This window comes from Caulobacter endophyticus (assembly GCF_003116815.1).
Lineage (GTDB): Bacteria > Pseudomonadota > Alphaproteobacteria > Caulobacterales > Caulobacteraceae > Caulobacter > Caulobacter endophyticus.
In genome coordinates this window covers 45,943-61,641 of record NZ_QDKQ01000060.1, presented here as the reverse complement: position 1 = coordinate 61,641, position 15,699 = coordinate 45,943, and the positions used below count along the sequence as shown (strand labels likewise).

At 69.0% G+C, this 15,699-nt stretch carries 17 protein-coding genes; 10 read left to right on the top strand and 7 right to left on the bottom strand.

Annotated elements, in window-relative coordinates:
- The first annotated feature begins 8 nt into the window (after positions 1–8).
- Positions 9–884, top strand: a complete 876-nt coding sequence (locus DDF67_RS17995; protein ID WP_109102219.1) for a VOC family protein — start codon at positions 9–11, stop codon at positions 882–884.
- Between the two features lie 176 nt (positions 885–1,060).
- Here DDF67_RS17995 and DDF67_RS17990 read toward each other — a convergent pair whose 3' ends face one another.
- Entirely contained in the window at positions 1,061–2,902 is a 1,842-nt protein-coding gene (locus tag DDF67_RS17990) for an alpha/beta fold hydrolase (RefSeq protein ID WP_158278071.1), read from the bottom strand.
- A 165-nt stretch (positions 2,903–3,067) separates the two neighbouring features.
- Here DDF67_RS17990 and DDF67_RS17985 point away from each other — a divergent pair, with 165 nt between their 5' ends.
- On the top strand, positions 3,068–3,784 hold the full coding sequence (locus DDF67_RS17985; RefSeq protein WP_109102217.1) for an SDR family oxidoreductase: 717 nt from the start codon (positions 3,068–3,070) through the stop codon (positions 3,782–3,784).
- Positions 3,785–3,856: 72 nt separating this feature from the next.
- Here DDF67_RS17985 and DDF67_RS17980 read toward each other — a convergent pair whose 3' ends face one another.
- The 4 genes from DDF67_RS17980 to DDF67_RS17965 all read right to left on the bottom strand — a co-directional run bounded on the left by DDF67_RS17980 (position 3,857) and on the right by DDF67_RS17965 (position 6,534).
- The gene (locus DDF67_RS17980) at positions 3,857–4,243 is read right to left on the bottom strand and encodes a response regulator (RefSeq protein WP_109102216.1); all 387 of its coding nucleotides are present in this window, start codon (positions 4,241–4,243) and stop codon (positions 3,857–3,859) included.
- 92 nt (positions 4,244–4,335) lie between these two features.
- A complete protein-coding gene (locus DDF67_RS17975) occupies positions 4,336–4,962 on the bottom strand; it encodes a glutathione S-transferase family protein (RefSeq protein ID WP_158278070.1) in 627 nt (208 codons plus the stop codon).
- A 10-nt stretch (positions 4,963–4,972) separates the two neighbouring features.
- Complete coding sequence (locus tag DDF67_RS17970; RefSeq protein ID WP_109102214.1) at positions 4,973–6,172, bottom strand: FAD-dependent oxidoreductase; 1,200 nt, start codon at positions 6,170–6,172, stop codon at positions 4,973–4,975.
- A 71-nt stretch (positions 6,173–6,243) separates the two neighbouring features.
- The gene (locus DDF67_RS17965; RefSeq protein WP_058350252.1) at positions 6,244–6,534 is read right to left on the bottom strand and encodes a DUF1330 domain-containing protein; all 291 of its coding nucleotides are present in this window, start codon (positions 6,532–6,534) and stop codon (positions 6,244–6,246) included.
- Positions 6,535–6,717: 183 nt separating this feature from the next.
- On the opposite strand from DDF67_RS17965, the gene DDF67_RS17960 reads away from it, so the two are divergent.
- From DDF67_RS17960 to DDF67_RS17925, 8 genes are all read left to right on the top strand, one after another.
- On the top strand, positions 6,718–7,464 hold the full coding sequence (locus tag DDF67_RS17960; protein ID WP_109102213.1) for a maleate cis-trans isomerase family protein: 747 nt from the start codon (positions 6,718–6,720) through the stop codon (positions 7,462–7,464).
- 25 nt (positions 7,465–7,489) lie between these two features.
- Positions 7,490–8,419: a polysaccharide deacetylase family protein gene (locus DDF67_RS17955; RefSeq protein ID WP_109102212.1), complete on the top strand. Its 930-nt coding sequence runs from the start codon at positions 7,490–7,492 to the stop codon at positions 8,417–8,419.
- Complete coding sequence (locus DDF67_RS17950) at positions 8,416–9,282, top strand: isocitrate lyase/PEP mutase family protein (protein WP_109102211.1); 867 nt, start codon at positions 8,416–8,418, stop codon at positions 9,280–9,282. Before DDF67_RS17955 ends, DDF67_RS17950 begins: the two co-directional genes overlap by 4 nt.
- A gap of 42 nt (positions 9,283–9,324) precedes the next feature.
- Complete coding sequence (locus tag DDF67_RS17945) at positions 9,325–10,494, top strand: FAD-dependent monooxygenase (RefSeq protein WP_109102210.1); 1,170 nt, start codon at positions 9,325–9,327, stop codon at positions 10,492–10,494.
- A 30-nt stretch (positions 10,495–10,524) separates the two neighbouring features.
- Positions 10,525–10,734 (top strand): hypothetical protein, encoded by a 210-nt coding sequence (locus DDF67_RS26415; protein WP_109102209.1) that lies wholly within the window; start codon positions 10,525–10,527, stop codon positions 10,732–10,734.
- Positions 10,735–10,802: 68 nt separating this feature from the next.
- On the top strand, positions 10,803–12,026 hold the full coding sequence (locus DDF67_RS17935; protein ID WP_199229269.1) for a class I SAM-dependent methyltransferase: 1,224 nt from the start codon (positions 10,803–10,805) through the stop codon (positions 12,024–12,026).
- Positions 12,027–12,046: 20 nt separating this feature from the next.
- Complete coding sequence (locus DDF67_RS17930; protein ID WP_109102208.1) at positions 12,047–12,418, top strand: hypothetical protein; 372 nt, start codon at positions 12,047–12,049, stop codon at positions 12,416–12,418.
- A 27-nt stretch (positions 12,419–12,445) separates the two neighbouring features.
- A complete protein-coding gene (locus DDF67_RS17925; RefSeq protein WP_109102207.1) occupies positions 12,446–14,029 on the top strand; it encodes an FAD-binding oxidoreductase in 1,584 nt (527 codons plus the stop codon).
- Positions 14,030–14,237: 208 nt separating this feature from the next.
- On the opposite strand, the gene DDF67_RS17920 is transcribed toward DDF67_RS17925, so the two are convergent.
- Together DDF67_RS17920 and DDF67_RS17915 are read right to left on the bottom strand one after the other, a co-directional pair.
- Complete coding sequence (locus tag DDF67_RS17920) at positions 14,238–14,546, bottom strand: hypothetical protein (protein ID WP_109102206.1); 309 nt, start codon at positions 14,544–14,546, stop codon at positions 14,238–14,240.
- 24 nt (positions 14,547–14,570) lie between these two features.
- Positions 14,571–15,617 (bottom strand): class I SAM-dependent methyltransferase, encoded by a 1,047-nt coding sequence (locus tag DDF67_RS17915; protein WP_109102205.1) that lies wholly within the window; start codon positions 15,615–15,617, stop codon positions 14,571–14,573.
- Positions 15,618–15,699 lie beyond the last annotated feature (82 nt).

Sequence of the window (15,699 nt, the reverse complement as noted above, 5' to 3'; positions counted from 1 at the left end):
ACATATCGATGAACCTTCTTAGGGCCGCCACCCTGGTGACGCCGAACGTCGGGGCGACCGCGCAACGCTACGCCCAGTGGCTGGACTACGCCGTGGTCGAAGAGGGCGAGGTCCCCGCCGACGTCGCCGCAAGCTGGGGGGCCCCGGCCAGCGCCGGCCGGCCCTACGCCGTACTGCAGCCGGCCAGCGGCGCCGACGTCTTCCTGCGCTTCGTCGAGGGCGATCCGGCCCCCCAATACCTGCCGTTGCGCACCTACGGCTGGGCCGCGATCGAGATCTGCTGCCAGGACGTGATGGCCGTGAACGCCCGCATGCAGGACGCGCCGTTCGAGATCATCGGCCCGCCCAGGCGCATCGACGGCCTGCCGACCATCCATCCGATGCAGGTCAAGGGTCCCGACGGCGAGATCGTCTACCTCACCGAGATCATCTCGCCCGGCAATGGCCTGCCCCATCCCGGCAGCCTGATCGACAAGCTGTTCATCCTCGTCCTGGCCAGCGACGACATGGAGGCCAGCGGCCGCTGGTTCGCCCAGACCCTGGGCCTGGACGTCGGCACGCCGATGACCATCGTCTACCACATGATCAACGACGCCTTCGATCTTCCCAAAGACAGCCGCCACGCCCTGGCGACGGCGACGTTTGAGAAGGACGTCTTCCTAGAGTTCGACCAGTACCCGGAGCAAGCCACGGCGCGCCCCGGCCACCCTGGCGCCCTGCCGCCGGGCGTCGCCATCTGCACCCTCAAGCATCCGGACTTCGACAGCGTGACGGGCGACTGGATCGCGCCCCCCACGGTCCGCGCCGGCGCCGTCTACGGCGGCAAGCGCGCCGGCGTCCTGCGCGCCCCTGGCGGGGCGCTGGTCGAGGTGGTGGAAGCCTGAACATGAGCCCTCTACCCTTGCTGGAGAGGGGGGCCGCGCAGCGGGTCGGGTGAGGGGTTGCACGAACAGAAACGCCGCGACAGCCGATCAGCTGTCGCGGCGTCTTGCTTTTGAGAGACCCCTCATCCGTCGGCCATCGCCGACACCTTCTCCCGCAAGGGGTTGAAGGATCACGATCAGAGCGTCACCACCACCTTGCCGAACGCGCCCTGGTCGGCGCGGGTGTAGGCGCCCTCGATGGCGTCGAGGGCGAAGACGGCGTCGACCACCGGGACGATGCCCTTGGCCGCCACGAAGTCCGACAGCGCCTGGTGGTCGGCGCGCGAGCCCACCGAGATCGCCGTGGCGCGCTGGGCGGCCATGACCATGGCCGAGGCGTCCAGCGTACCGCCAAAGCCATCCAGCGCGCCAATGACGGCCACGTGGCCGCCGACGCCGAGGCTGGCCTGCGACTTGGCCAGGGTGCCGGCGCCGCCCAGTTCCAGGGCGTGCTGCACGCCGCCGCCGGTGGCTTCCTTCACCGCGACATCCCAGTCGGGCGTAGTGCGATAGTTTACCGTCAGGTCGGCGCCCAGCTCCTTGGCGCGGGCCAGCTTGGCGTCGTCGCCGCCGACCACGGCCACCCTGGCGCCAAAAGCCTTGGCGATCTGCAGACCCCACAGCGAGACGCCGCCGGTGCCCAGCGTCACCACCCAGTCGCCGGCCTTCAGGCCGCCGTGCGTCACCAGCGACGACCAGGCCGTCACGCCCGAGCAGGTCAGGGTCGCGCCCTGCACGAAGTCGAGGCTGTCGGGCAGCTTCACCACGCCGCCGGCCGACAGCACCACGTGCTCGGCCAGCACGCCGGGGCCGCCGGCGCCCAGCGACGAGATCACCGCCGGGAAGGTGATGCGCCCTTCCGGCCAGGCCTGGAAGAAGGTCGAGGCCACGCGATCGCCCACCGCCAGGTCTCCGACCCCGTCACCCAGGGCGACGATCTCGCCGGCGGCGTCCGACAGCGGGGTGAAGCCGTCGGCCTCGCCCACCGGATACCAGCCCTTGCGGATCATCACGTCGCGACGATTCAGCGCCACCGCGCGCACGCGCACCAGCACCTCGCCCGGACCCGGCTGCGGGACCGGCACGATGGTGTCGGCCAGTTCGAAGCCCTGCTCGGCGCGGACGAGGGAGAAACGGCGATTGGTCATGGGCGGAGTCCATTGAAGGGGGGTGTTCGGAGGCGTGGTTTCGACGCCGGCCGCGAAAGCCAGCAGGGTTTCGGCGAAGATTTCGGGCTCGAGTTCGGGCGCGGCGACGCCGGTCTTGCCCTGGGTGGTGACCACCACGCCCGGCCGTGCGGTGCGGATGCGGCTGACGAAGCCGGCCAGCGGGTCGTCAACCGCCTGCAGCACGGTGACCGGGCAGGTCACGCCCTTGAAGACGCTGGCGAAGTCCTGGTCGAAGATCGCCCCGAAGGCCTGGTTTCGGCCGTCCGGCGCGCCGATCGCGCCCAGGAACTCGGCCTGCACGAGTTGGGCGTCGAAGCGGGGCATCAACCCCTTCATCGTGCCCCAGGACTGGATCAGGTAGGCGCCGTGAGCATCGATCGGCGCGGCCTGGCCGACCTGGGTTCGGAACATCTCGCGTTCGGCGGCGGTGGCGAACAGCACACCGTTCAGCAGCAGCGAGCGCACGCGGCCCGGCGCGGCCACGGCGATCTCGGCGCCGATGTGGGTGCCCGTGTGGTGGCCGGCCAGGTGGAAACGCTCGACGCCCACGGCGTCCAGCGCCGCCAGCAGCCAGGCCCCGTAGTCCGCCGTCGAAGGCAGGCCCTTGGGACGGAACGACTGGCCAAAGCCGGGCGTATCAAGCGCGATGGCCGCGCGACGGCCGGCCAGGCGGGCCAGAACGCCGTCGAAGCAGGCCGAGCTGACCGGCGTGCGGTGCAGAAGCACGATCGGATCGCCGGGGCCGTCCACCCGGCGCAGGTGCACCTGGCCGGCGGGCGTATCGGCGTAAGCCTTGAGGATGGCGGTCAAGGGCGGCTCCAGCGGACTCTTTTGAGCCTCGGTCCTAGCGCCCGTCCCTCGCCGGCTCCCGGCGGCCGGGCCCGTTATCCGCACAGCGGCGAAGATCGCCGCCGCCACGCCCGCGTCGCGGCGAGCGGTTCAAGTCGCCGCCAGCAACGAACAGGAGAGCACGCCATGACCACGGTCCTGATCACCGGCGCCAATCGCGGCATCGGCCTGGAGCACGTCCGCCAATACGCCGCCGCCGGCGCCGGCGTCATCGCCACCTGCCGCGATCCGGCCGCCGCCGACGACCTGCAGGCCATCGCCGCCGCACATCCCGGCAAGGTCCGCATCGAGGCGCTGTCGGTGAACGACGCGGGCTCCGTCGCCGCCTTCGCCGAGCGTCTTCGAGGCGCAGCGATCGACGTGCTGATCAACAACGCCGGCACCTACGGCCCCATTCCCCTGCCCGAGGGCATGGCCCACCAGACCCTGGACGGGATGGACTACGAGATCTGGGCCGACATTCTGGCCACCAACGTCGTCTCGCCCTTCCGGATCACCGCGGCGCTGATCGACAACGTGAAGGCCGGCGACAAGAAGACCATCGTCATGATGTCGAGCGGCCTGGCCTCGATCGGAACCAACATCTACGGCGGCTCGCACGCCTACCGCTCGTCCAAGGCGGCGCTGAACATGCTGGCCAAGGGCCTGGCGGTGGAACTGAAGGGCGACGGCGTCACCGTCATCGCCATGGCCCCCGGCTGGACCCGCACCGCGCTCGGCGGCCCCGACGCGCCCTACTCCGTCGAGGAAAGCGTCGAAGGCCAGCAGAAGGTCATCGCCGGGCTGAGCCTCGACGATACGGGCAAGTTCCTCGACCTGGCGGGCGCCGAGGTGGCTTGGTAAGTGTTTCTCGCCACGCCTGCCATCATCCGTGAAATCCCCGCGAAGGGATTTCACGGGATGGGGGTAGCTCCCTTACCCCAACCTCAGCGCGGCATAGACCTTCTCCACCACCTGCTGGGGCGAGAACGGTTTCAGCAGGTAGGTCGTCGCCCCCGCGCCCATGGCGCTGGCGATGCGGTCGAGACGCCCGTCGCCCGTCACCATGATCACCGGCGTCTGCCGGTGCTCCTCGCCGGCGCGCAGCATCTTCAGGAGCTCCATGCCGTCCATGTCGGGCATGCGGATGTCGATAAGCCAGATCGCCGGCCGGTCGATGGCGGCAGCGTGCAGCGCGCTGCGGGCGGTCTCGAAGGCCTGGACCAGATAGCCGGACCTGGCGAGCGCGCCCTCCAGGAAGTTCAGCAGAACCGGGTCGTCGTCGACGACGAAGACCCGGCCCTTGATCCAGCTGCGCTCCATCCGGGCCGCCTCGCGTTAACCGTGCGGGCGACTGTCTCACAAGGTTTTCGAGCCCGGTACGGCGCCAAGGTTGCAGGCGAACGACGTTCGCGTCAGCCCGCCGCCATGCCCCGCTGAACGCCCGGCCGCTGGCCGATGAAGGCCTCGTAGCGCGCCAGGTTCGGGTAGGGATCGAGCCCGCCTTCCAGGCGCCTGGCCGAGCTGGCCACCATCGGGAAGAACAGTGCGTCCAGGATCGTGAAGCGCTCGCCCAGCATGTAGACGCGGCTGGCCAGCCGGGCCTCGAACGCCGCCAGCTGCTCGTGGCAGTCGGCCAGCGACCGCTCGATCGCCCACGGGGTCTTTTCCGGGGCCATCACCGTGGCCACGAACTGGTTCGTGAAGGCCCCGGCCAGCTGCGACGACACCGCCGAGGCCCACATCAGGAACTCGGCCCGCTCGCCCGGCCCCTTGGGCAAAAGGTCGCTTGCGGCCTTCTCGGCCAGGTACCAGGCGATGGCCAGGGTCTCGGCCAGCACGATCGGCTCGCCCCCGGGACCATCGGGATCGACGATCGCCGGCGCCTTGCCGAACGGGCTCAGCGCGGCCTTGTAGTCAGGCCGCTTGTGCTCGCCGGCATAGAGGTCGATGGGGGCCAGCCTGTAGGCCAGCCCCGTCTCCTCCAGCACGATCCGCACCTTCTGGCCGTTGGCGGTCGGGATTGTGTGAAACTGGATCACCGCCCCGCCCTCACGCCGTCGCCGCTTCGAGCTCGAGGCTCTTGTACATAGACTGCAGCAGCAGGTACTCGCGCCGCTGCTCCGGATCGGCCAGGATCTGGCGCATCTTGGCCTCGCGCTCGGCATAGGCCTCGGCCGTGCCCGCCTCCATCGCCGCCTTGTTGGCGATCGTCTGGGTCTGGATGAACTTGTGCATCACCGCCCGCCGCTGGCGATCGTAGAGCGGCAGCAGCGCCTGCGCGTCGCCCTTCTCCAGCAGGATCTCGGCCAGCTTCTGCGTCAGGCTCCAGACGTCGTGGATGCCCGAGTTCATGCCGAACCCGCCCAGCGGGTTGTTGAGGTGGGCCGCATCCCCGGCCAGCAGCACGCGACCCACATGGTAGGTCTTGGCCACCCGCTGGTGCACCTTGTAGAGCGTGCGGTGCGCGGTCTTGATCGATGCTCCCTCGCCCAGCAGGCCGCCGAAGACGGCTTCCTTCTTGGCGTCCGACAGCAGCGCCTCGTCGCTCTCCTCGCCATTGGCCGGCACCAGGATGCGCCACAGCGACGGCACCCGCAGCAGCACGCACCACTCCTTGGGATCGGCCACGTAGTTGACGTGGGCCAGGCCCTTGAAGTGATCCTCCAGCGGCCAGTCGGTCGACAGGGTCAGGAACTTCTCCGGATAGGTGAAGCCCTCGAACTCGACGTCCAGCCACTTGCGAACGATCGAATTGGCCCCGTCGGCGCCGATCAGATAGTCGCAACGCACCTGCTCGATGCCGAAGGGCGCCTCGATCGAGGCGGTGACGCCCTGGTCGTCCTGGGTGAAGTGGGCCAGGCGGTGCGAGAACCGCACCTCGCCCTTGGGATGGGCGGCCAGCTTCTCGGTCAGCAGGCGGGCCAGCTTGAACTGCTCGCATTGCAGCCGGTAGGGGTGCTCGCTGATGTCGGCCAGCTCGCTCATGTCGAAGGCCATCACCTCGCCCGTCAGGCGATTGCGATAGTGATAGACCGGCGCGCGAAGGCCCTGGGCCTCCAGCTCGTCCAGCACCCCCAGCGCCTTCATCATGTCGAGCGTCGGCGGATGCATGGTCGAGGCGCGCAGGTCCTCTGGGCAGCGCGGCGCGGCCTCCAGCAGCAGCACCTCGACGCCCAGTTGGGCCAGCCGATAGGCCGCGACCGAGCCCACGGGCCCAGCGCCGGCGACGACGACTTGGAATCGTTCCACGGAACCTCGCTAGTTTTGGATCGGCGTTGCGGGCGCGGTTTCCCCCTCGCGCCCCGGCTCACGCGTCTTGATCAGTCGACGACGATCATGCGGACCACGACGTCGCCCGCGTTCTTCCGCAGGAGCTTGGCGGCCTGGTACTCGTCAGAGTGCAGATAGGCCTTGGCCGCGGCGGCGTCGGGGTAACGGGTGACGATCACGCGCTCGCCTTCGGGGACCTCGCCCTCCAGCACTTCGGTCACCGGACCGCGGACATAGGTCTCGCCGCCGAAACGCTCGGCCAGGCCCGAAATGGCCTTCACGTACTCCATGAAGCGCGGCGGGTCGGTGATGACGGTGGTGGCGATGATGAAGGCGGGCATGGTCTCGTCCCCCGGAGGAATTTCCGTTGTGGTTCAACGACGACCCTAGCGACGCCCGTCCTTCCCGCTCTGACGGCGCCTTTTCCTATCCGCCGGGCGGATATCGGCTCCTGGGGTGCGGCGCGGCCGCTTCGGCTTTGCCATTCCTCGACCATCGAAACGTCGCAGGTCGAAGGAAGCGTCATGCCGGATTCATTGGGACACCGCCTGAAGTACGCGGTGATCGCGCCGTCGACCAACACGAGCGTCCAGCCCGAATACGACGACATGCGCCCACGCGGCGTGACCAACCACTTCCAGCGGATCGCCATACCGGACACCAAGGTCACCGACGACGAGTCGTTCATGGTGATGCTGCAGAACATCCGTGATGCGACCATGGACAGCGTCGATGTCGCCATGACCATGGACCCGGCCTGCGTGGTCATGGGCATGTCGGCCGAGACCTTCTGGGATGGCGCAGACGGCGCCGAGCGCCTGACCCAGCGCATGCTGGAGCGCACCGGGGGGGTGCCGGTCGTGATGGGCTCCACCGCCGTCGACGCGGCGCTGAAGGCCTATGGGGGCATCAAGAAGATCGGGGTCATCACCCCCTACATGCCGGTCGGGGACAACCAGGTGCGCAAGTTCTTCGAGGACCTGGGCTACGAGGTCACCCAGGTGAAGGGCCTGAAGTCCCCCTCCCCGATGCTGATCGCCCACGAGGATCCGCAGACCCTCAAGCGCGCGGCCATCGAGGTCTCCGAAGGCGCCGACGCCGTCGTCCAGTGCGGCACCAACCTGGCCTTCGCCAAGGTCGCCGGCGTCGCCGAGTTCTGGCTGGAAAAGCCGGTCGTGGCCATCAACACCGCCACCTACTGGCATGCTCTCCGGAGCATGGGGATCCAGGACAAGGTGGACGGCTTCGGCTCGCTCCTTCTGGAACACTAGTCGTCAGAGATCAGAGAGTACCGGCATGGAATACGATTACGTTCCGCTCCCGCACCGCAAGCCGCTGATCTGGCCGAACGGCGCACGCGTGGCCCTGGTCATGACCTTCAACCTGGAGACCTGGGACCTCACCAAGCCGACCAAGGAGAAGTACTACGCCGGCGGTCCGGCCGTGCTGCCCGACGTGCTGGCCGGCGATACGCCCGACTTCCCCAACTACACCTGGCGCGAGTACGGCCAGCGCGTGGGCATCTGGCGGCTGTTCGACCTGTTCGACGAGCAGGGCGTCAAGGCCAGCTGCACCACCAACGCTGTGACCTTCGAGCGCCGCAAGGCCATGACCGACGCCTGCCTGGAGCGCGGCTGGGAGCTTCTGGCCCACAACTGGGAACAGGGCGAGCTGCTGACCGACTTCGCCCATGAACCGGCCAAGGAGCGCGACATCGTCCTGCGCTCGCTGGAGCAATACGAGAAGTACGTCGGCAAGCGCGCCAAGGGCTGGCTGTCGTCGTCCCTGCGCGGCACGCTGCAGACCGCCGACATCCTCGCCGAGCACGGCTGCACCTTCTATTGCGACCTGCTCAACGACGACCAGCCCTATCTGCTGCGCACGCCGAACGGCCCGATCGTCTCGACGCCCTATTCGAACGAGATCAACGACTTCACCCTGCTCACCCGTCGCGGCCACACCACCGACGAATACCGCGACGTGATGATCGAGGAGTTGAACGTCCTCTACAAGGAAGGCGCCACCTCGGGCCGGATCATGAACGTGGGCATCCACCCGCACGTCTCGGGCCGGGCCTACCGGATCCGCGCCCTGCGCGAATTCATCCAGCACGCCAAGAACCTGCCGGGCGTGTGGTTCGCCACCCGCGAGGAGATCGCCGACTGGTATCTGGCCAACCACGAGAGCCACATCCCGACCGGCGCCAGCGCCAAGGCCGCGGAGTGAACGGGGCTCGCCTGCGCCAGCGGCTGGCGGCCGGCCCCGACGGCCGCCGCCGGCTGCTGGCCGCGCCCGGCTGCTATGACGGCTTCTCGGCCCTGCTGGTCGAGCAGGCCGGCTTCGAGGCCGCGTTCCTGTCGGGCGCGGCCCTGTCGCTGGCCCGCCTGGGCCGTCCGGACGTCGGCCTCGTCGGCGTCGGCGAGCTGGCCGACGCGGTGCGGGCCATCGCCGACCGCGTCGATATCCCGCTGATCGTCGACATCGACACGGGTTTCGGCAACGCGCTGAACACCCAGCGGACGGTCAAGGTGCTGGAACGGGCCGGCGCGTCGGCCGTGCAGCTGGAAGACCAGACCTTCCCCAAGCGCTGCGGCCATATCCGCGGCAAGGGCGTGATCCCGGTAGCAGAGATGGTCGGCAAGGTTCGCGCCGCCGTCGACGCCCGCTCGCAGACCCTGATCATCGGCCGCACGGATGCGCTCGGCGTCGAGGGGCCGCAAGCCGCCATGGATCGCGCCGAGGCCTATCTGGAGGCCGGCGCCGACATCGTCTTCGTCGAGGGTCCCCGCACGCTCGAAGAGACCAGGGCCGTGGCCGAGCGCTTCGCCGCCCGCGTTCCCCTGGTCCACAACCTGGTCGAGGGCGGGATCACCGCCGTGCGCACGGGCGCAGAACTGCAGGAGCTGGGCTTCGCCATCGCCCTGCACCCGATGCTGCTGCTGCACGGCCTGGCCCGCTACGCGCCCGAGTGGCTGGCCATGCTGCGCAGCGAGGGCACGACCGACGGCCTCGACATTCTCGACCTTCCCCGCCTGAACGCGGTCGCCGGGCTCGACGCCCTGCTGGCCGACGCGGCGACCTACGCCTGATTTTGGCAGCCTGATTTGGCGCCTAAGTTCCGGAGACTACCCATGCGTCCCCAGCACCTGATCGTCGCCGGCGCCGGCATCGGCGGCCTGACCGCCGCCATCGCCCTGGCCCGGGCCGGCCACACCGTCGAGGTGCTGGAACAGGCTCCCGCCCTTGGCGAGATCGGCGCCGGCGTCACCCTGGCCCCCAACGCCATGCGCGTCTATCACCACCTGGGCCTGGCCGAGGCGATCACCACGGCCGGCGTCGAGCCCCAGCGCCAGCGGGTGCAGCACTGGTCCGACGGCCGCGACCTTGTCGCCTTCGAGCGCGGCCAGAAGGTGCGAGACCTCTACGGCGCGCCTTACGTCTACATCCACCGCGCCGACCTGCACGCCATCCTGGTCGAGGCGCTCGAGGCCACCGGCCGGGCCACTGTGCGCCTGTCCAGCCCTTGCGTCGCCGCCGAGCCGACTGCCGACGGCGCGATCGCCGCCCTGGCCGACGGAACTGAGATCAAGGGCGACGCCGTGATCGGCGCCGACGGCGTGAAATCGGGCGTGCGCAAGGGCTTCGACCCGGGCGAGCCGCACTTCACCGGCCACGTCGTCTGGCGCGCCATCGTGCCGGTCGAGAGCGCCCTGCTTGAGGATCTGGCCCACTTCCCCGGCATCCACATCGGCCCGGGCCGCATGGCCGTGCGCTATCCGCTGCGAGGCTCCACCCTGCTCAACCTCGTCTTCTTCGCCCGCCAGGAAGGCTGGGCCGAGGAAGGCTGGACGATCCGCGCGGATCTCGCCGACCTGCGCAAGACCTTCGAGGGCTGGAGCGACGACGTCCAGGCCCTGCTCGACACCATCGACCCGGCCGCCCTCTACAAGTGGGCCGTCTTCGCCCGCCAGCCCCTGAAGACCTGGGTGCGCGGCGGCCGCGTGGCCCTGCTGGGCGACGCCGCCCACGCCATGACCCCGTTCCTGGGCCAGGGCGCCGCCGCCGCCATCGAGGACGCCCTCGTCCTGGCCCGCGCCTTCGAAGCCGCGTCGGACGTTCCCGAAGCCCTGGCCCGCTACGAAGCCGCCCGCAAGGAACGATGCGGCTTCATCCAGGTCGAATCCAACCTCAACGCCGACCGCCTGGAAGGCGACGAAGCCCACCTCTACGGCATGACCGAGATCAAGAACGAAGAGACCCTGGGCCTCTTCGCGTATGACGCGGGGGCTGTGGAGGTTTAAGCCCCCCTCTCCCATAGGGAGAGGGTCGGGGTGAGGGGTTACGGCGCCCGACGGAGCGCCGGCACGTCGTCCGACCTCGTAACCCCTCACCCTCCCGCCGCGTCGCGGCGGGCCCCTCCCTCTCCCTCTGGGAGAGGGGCTTTCTGGCGGACGCCTCTTCCCTGCCCGCCAGCCGCCACCCACCTGCCCAGCGCCCGGGCTGACCGCCTAGCGGAGCATCCGCTGAACGCAATATTTTGACTGATCGGTCCCCTTCAGATTAGCCTCAGTTCGCGCCGCCCTTCCGGGCCGGCTGTTTGGAGGCCGCCATGTCCGCCGAGATGCTCAACACCTTCCAGCAGGTCGATCACCCGATCCTGCCCAAGCCGACCCATGACGAGGGCTCGCGCCAGGAATTCACCAAGAGCTTCAAGCAGTTCATCCAGCAGGGTCTGCTGCCGGGCCTGGGGCCCGTGTTCGGCGTCCGCGCCGCCAAGGCCTTCGAGCGCGAGCATGGCCGCGCGCCCGCCGACCGCCGCGACATCCGCTCGGCCATGGTCAAGGACCTCTATTTCCAGCACTACGCCGCGGCCAACCGCATCGCCCAGGAGCTGCTCTGGGAATCGACCAACGTCACGATCGACCGCGAGTTGCCCGAACTGATCGAGAAGGCCCGCGGCCTGTCGGCGTCGGCCAAGGGCCAGCTCGACCTGCCCGAGGAATTCGAGACCCCGCGCTACGTCACCTCGATCGACATTCACTGCATGCCCGGCGGCTATGCCGGCGCGGTGGCCCCGGACGACATCTCGACGGGCGCCCTCTACGACCGCGGCGTCTATCTCTACGCCATGGGCTACATGGGCCCGTTCAACGACGACATGGGCCGCTCGGTCTGCAACTACGTCAACCGGCGCCTGGACGGCTTCAAGCCCAAGCGGATCCTCGATCTGGGCTGCACGGTCGGCCACTCGACCCTGCCCTACAAGGAGCTGTTCCCCGAGGCTGAAGTCTGGGGCGTCGACGTCGCCGCCCCGCAGGTGCGCTACGCGCATGCTCGCGCCGCGGGCCTGGGCCTCGAAGTGAACTTCGCCCAGATGAACGCCGAGGAGACCCGCTTCGAGGACGGCTCCTTCGATCTGATCGTCAGCCACATCCTGCTGCACGAGACGTCGGGCAAGGCCATGCCGCGCATCTTCAACGAGTGCCACCGCCTGCTGGCGCCCGGCGGCTACATGATCCACGCCGACCTGCCGCCGTTCGACAACATGGACCCGTTCACCCAGTTCATCCTGGACAACGAGACCTGGTACAACAACGAGCCGTTCTGGGGCGCAATGCGCGAGACCGACCAGGTCGCCCTGGCCAAGGCCGCCGGCTTCCCGCCCGAGAGCATCAAGTTCGACACCGCGCCCATGGCCATCATGGAGTTCGTCGCCCAGCAAGCCGCCGGCTACAGCCAGGACGCCAGCGCGGCGGTCTCCGACCGCGAGTTCGCCGCCGGCGAATACGCTCCCGGCGGCGGCTGGGAAGTCCTGATCGCCCGCAAGGCCTGATGAGTTCGAAGGATAATACGATGAACGCCCACGCTCCGCAGGCCGAGCGCCCGCACGTCATCCGCGATGCCAAGGGCAAGCGCCCGCAGTTCTACGAGGCCCCGGGCCTCGACCAGGCCATGTCGATGATCATGGTCCTGGCCAACGAACTGGCCGTGCTGCACGACCGCCTCGACAGCGCCGAACGCGTCCATGCCGCCAAGGGCCTGGACCTGGCCGCCGAGATCGAGGCCCTGCAGCTCGACCAGCCCGCCCTGGAGGCCCGCGAGGCCTGGCGCCAGGACTTCCTGGGCCGCCTCTTCTACCTGGCCCGCAAGGACGCCTCGGAAGCCGCCGCGGCCGACACGGCCGAGCGCTTCCGCGCCACCATCGAAGACATCGCCCAAACCTGATCCTGTGACCTGATCTGAGTAGAGCCTATGCCCGTCAAGACGCGTACCGCCCCGGCCGACGCCGGCCTCCTTGCACGCCTGGAGGCGATCGTCGGCGCCGGCGGCGTCCTGACGGGCGAGGCCGCCCTGCCCTTCGCCACCGACGTCTATCGCCGGCTGGAAACGCCGCTGGCCGTGGTCCGCCCCGCCGATGTCGACCAGTTGCAGGCGGTCGTGCGCGAGGCAGCGGCCGAGGGCGTCGCCATCGTCCCGCGCGGCGGGGGCGCCTCCTATACCGACGGCTACCTGGCGACCCGCGCCGACACGGTGCTGATCGACACGGGCGCGCTTTCCCGCATCGTCGAGATCAACCAGACCGACGCCTATGTCACGGTCGAGGCTGGGGTCACCTGGGCCCAGCTGAAGGACGCGCTCGATCCCTTAGGCCTGCGCACCCCGTTCTTCGGCCCGTTCTCGGGGCTCGCCGCCACCATCGGCGGGTCGATGTCGCAGCACGCCATCAGCCACGGCTCGGGCCTCTACGGCAGCTCGGCGGAGTCGGCCGTGTCGGTCGACGTCGTCATCGCCGACGGGTCCCTGCTGCGGACCGGCTCGGCCGCCCGCGGCGCCTCGCCCTTCGCTCGCTGGTACGGCCCCGATCTTTGCGGACTGTTCCTGGGCGACTGCGGCGCGCTCGGGATCAAGGCGCGGATCACCCTGCCGCTGATCGCCAAGAGGCCCGCCTTCCAATGCGCCTCCTTCGCCTTCGAAGACCTGCCCAGCCTGGCCCGCGCCATGCGCGCGGCGTCGATCGAGAGCCTCGACGACGAGCACTTCGCCATCGACGCCCCCCTGGCCCAGGGCCAGATCGCCCGCCAGGACAACGCCGCCGTCGTGCAGATGGCCCTGACCGTGCTGAAGAGTTCGCCGTCGCTGGTCGCGGGCCTCAGGCAGCTGAGCAAGATGGCCCTGGCCGGCGACCGCGCCCTGCGCAAGGCGCAGTACATGGTCCACTACATCCTCGAGGGCGTCGATGACCGCGAGGCCAAGGCGCGGCTGGACCGCCTGCGCACCCTGATGACGGCCGAGGGGGTCGAGATCCCCAACACCATGCCGACCATCGTGCGCGGCATGCCGTTCGCCCCGCTCTACAACGTGCTTGGCCCCAAGGGCGAGCGCTGGGCCCCGCTGAACGGCATCCTGCCCCACAGCCATGTCGCGGCCTTCCACCAGGCCCTGGAAGCCCTCTACGCCAGCCACGCCGACGAGATGACAGCCCGCGGCGTCTGGCGCGGCGGCATGTTCGAGGTGCTGCGCCCGTCCGGCTTCCTCTACGAGGTCGCCCTCTACTGGCCCGGCGCCCAGACCGCCTACCACGCCGGCGTCCTGCCCGCCGAGCACCTGGCCAGCCTGCCCCAATACGCCGACGATCCCGAAACCACGGCCTTCGTGGGCAAGCTCAAGGCCCAGATCATCGCGCTCTACGCCCAGCACGGCGCCGTGCACTTCCAGCTCGGCAAGCTGTATCCGTACGGCGAAGTGCTGGAGGCCCCTTCGCTGGACCTGGTCCGTGCGATCAAGGCCGCGGTGGACCCGAAGGGCGTGATGAACCCGGGGGCGCTGGGGCTCTGATAAAGACCCTCCCCCTGAAGGGGGAGGTGACCCGGAGGGCCGGAGGGGGAAGTTTCCGCTTACACGGCGGCTCCTCCAACCTCCACAAGACGTTCCCTCTCCGTCGGCTTCGGCGCCACCTCTCCCTTCAGGGAGAGGGATCAAAAAAACGGCGCGGTCGTTTCCGACCGCGCCAGGCTAACACCGCGCAGTTGCGGCGGGGACGAGGCTAGCTCCGGGCTTCCGGAGCCGCGCGCAGCGCGCGCATCAGGTTCTGGACGATGGCGTCGCGCTTGGCGTTCAGCTGGGCCTGCAGTTCCGGACCCGGCTGGAAGGCGTCGATCTCGGCGTTGGCCAGCACGCCGTGGCTTTCCAGCACCGCTTCCAGCACGTGGACGCGGTCGGTCAGCACCCAGATCTCGCGGGTCAGGGACAGGATGGCCTCGCCCAGGTCGTCGATCTGGTCGACGGTCAGCATCCGGCGGTTCACCGGCTCGGAGATCGGGCGCTCGAAGGTCTTCTGGTTCATCGCGTTCATGTCGCTCGCTCGTTGTCGGAAGGATCAGGCGGGCTTGTGAGCGCGCAGCACGTAGTACGAGTGGGTCGGAGCCTGGGTCGCGCCCTCGACGTCGACGAAGCCGATGTCCTTGCAGGTCTGGATCAGGTCCATGCTGGCCGAGGCGCGCCAGTAGGGCTCGCCGCCCCACTTGGCCAGGTAGTCGTAGCGCCAGGACGCCATCTTATCGATTTCCGCATAGCGCGGCACGTCGGCCATGATGATGTCGCCGCCCGGCTTCAGCATCCGGAAGGCCTCTTCCAGCACCGCCTTGATGATCCGCGGCGGCGCCTCGTGGAACAGGATGAAGGTTGTCACGAGATCGAAGCTCTCGTCGGCGAAACCGGAGTTCTCGCCACCCTTGACCATCAGCTTCCAGTTCCAGCCCTTCTCGTTGGCCACGCGACGGGCCTGTTCGAGCATGCGGGCCGACCAGTCGATGCCGGTGATCTGGGCTTCCGGGAAAGTCTCCTGCAGGGCCTGGGTGAAGTGGCCCGAGCCGCAGCCGATATCGAGGATTTCCTTGTAGTCGCGGCGCGGGGCCTGCTGGGCGGCGGCCCGGCGCTGGCCGAAGATGTCGCCGCCGTAGCCGCGCGCCACCAGTTGCTTGTGCACCAGCTCGCCGTGGACATAGCCGGTGTGGTCGATGTGGTCCCAGCCGCCGGTGGTGCGGTGGAACCAGACCTTGCTCCAGTAGCTGGGCGGGGTCTCGCCGTCGCCGTAGTCCAGGGTGGCCGGGCCTTCGTCGAGGGCCTTGAGGTAGGGCTCGATGACCGCGCGACGCTCCTCGAAGGCTTCGTCGCAGTGCGCGCCGTGGGTGCGCGAGGCCCATTCGCCGAACAGCTCGCGGATCTTGAAGATCTTGGAGTCGGCCAGGGTCTCGACGACCAGGGCATGACGTTCATCCATGTCGTCGGGCATCGTCTGGGCGGTGACGCCCTTCATGGCCAGCTCCGCCTCGGAGGCGAAGTGCAGGCCGAAGGTCGCCTTCGATATGCCCGCCTGGAAATCGAGCGACGCGCGCCCGCGTTGGGCCAGGGCCGGAGCGTCCATGAGGCACCTCTAAAACCTTGTTTCGATGAGGGACTTTAACCCCGTCGCGCCTGGCTGAAAGGCGTGTCGGACCCGCTATCCG

Excerpts from the sequence above, each read along its gene's own strand:
- DDF67_RS17995 (WP_109102219.1), top strand. The coding sequence starts at position 9 with ATGAACCTTCTTAGGGCCGCCACCCTGGTGACGCCGAACGTCGGGGCG.
- DDF67_RS17985 (WP_109102217.1), top strand. The coding sequence starts at position 3,068 with ATGACCACGGTCCTGATCACCGGCGCCAATCGCGGCATCGGCCTGGAG.
- DDF67_RS17980 (WP_109102216.1), bottom strand. The coding sequence starts at position 4,243 with ATGGAGCGCAGCTGGATCAAGGGCCGGGTCTTCGTCGTCGACGACGAC.
- DDF67_RS17965 (WP_058350252.1), bottom strand. The coding sequence starts at position 6,534 with ATGCCCGCCTTCATCATCGCCACCACCGTCATCACCGACCCGCCGCGC.
- DDF67_RS17960 (WP_109102213.1), top strand. The coding sequence starts at position 6,718 with ATGCCGGATTCATTGGGACACCGCCTGAAGTACGCGGTGATCGCGCCG.
- DDF67_RS17955 (WP_109102212.1), top strand. The coding sequence starts at position 7,490 with ATGGAATACGATTACGTTCCGCTCCCGCACCGCAAGCCGCTGATCTGG.
- DDF67_RS17945 (WP_109102210.1), top strand. The coding sequence starts at position 9,325 with ATGCGTCCCCAGCACCTGATCGTCGCCGGCGCCGGCATCGGCGGCCTG.
- DDF67_RS17935 (WP_199229269.1), top strand. The coding sequence starts at position 10,803 with ATGTCCGCCGAGATGCTCAACACCTTCCAGCAGGTCGATCACCCGATC.
- DDF67_RS17930 (WP_109102208.1), top strand. The coding sequence starts at position 12,047 with ATGAACGCCCACGCTCCGCAGGCCGAGCGCCCGCACGTCATCCGCGAT.
- DDF67_RS17925 (WP_109102207.1), top strand. The coding sequence starts at position 12,446 with ATGCCCGTCAAGACGCGTACCGCCCCGGCCGACGCCGGCCTCCTTGCA.
- DDF67_RS17920 (WP_109102206.1), bottom strand. The coding sequence starts at position 14,546 with ATGAACGCGATGAACCAGAAGACCTTCGAGCGCCCGATCTCCGAGCCG.
- DDF67_RS17915 (WP_109102205.1), bottom strand. The coding sequence starts at position 15,617 with ATGGACGCTCCGGCCCTGGCCCAACGCGGGCGCGCGTCGCTCGATTTC.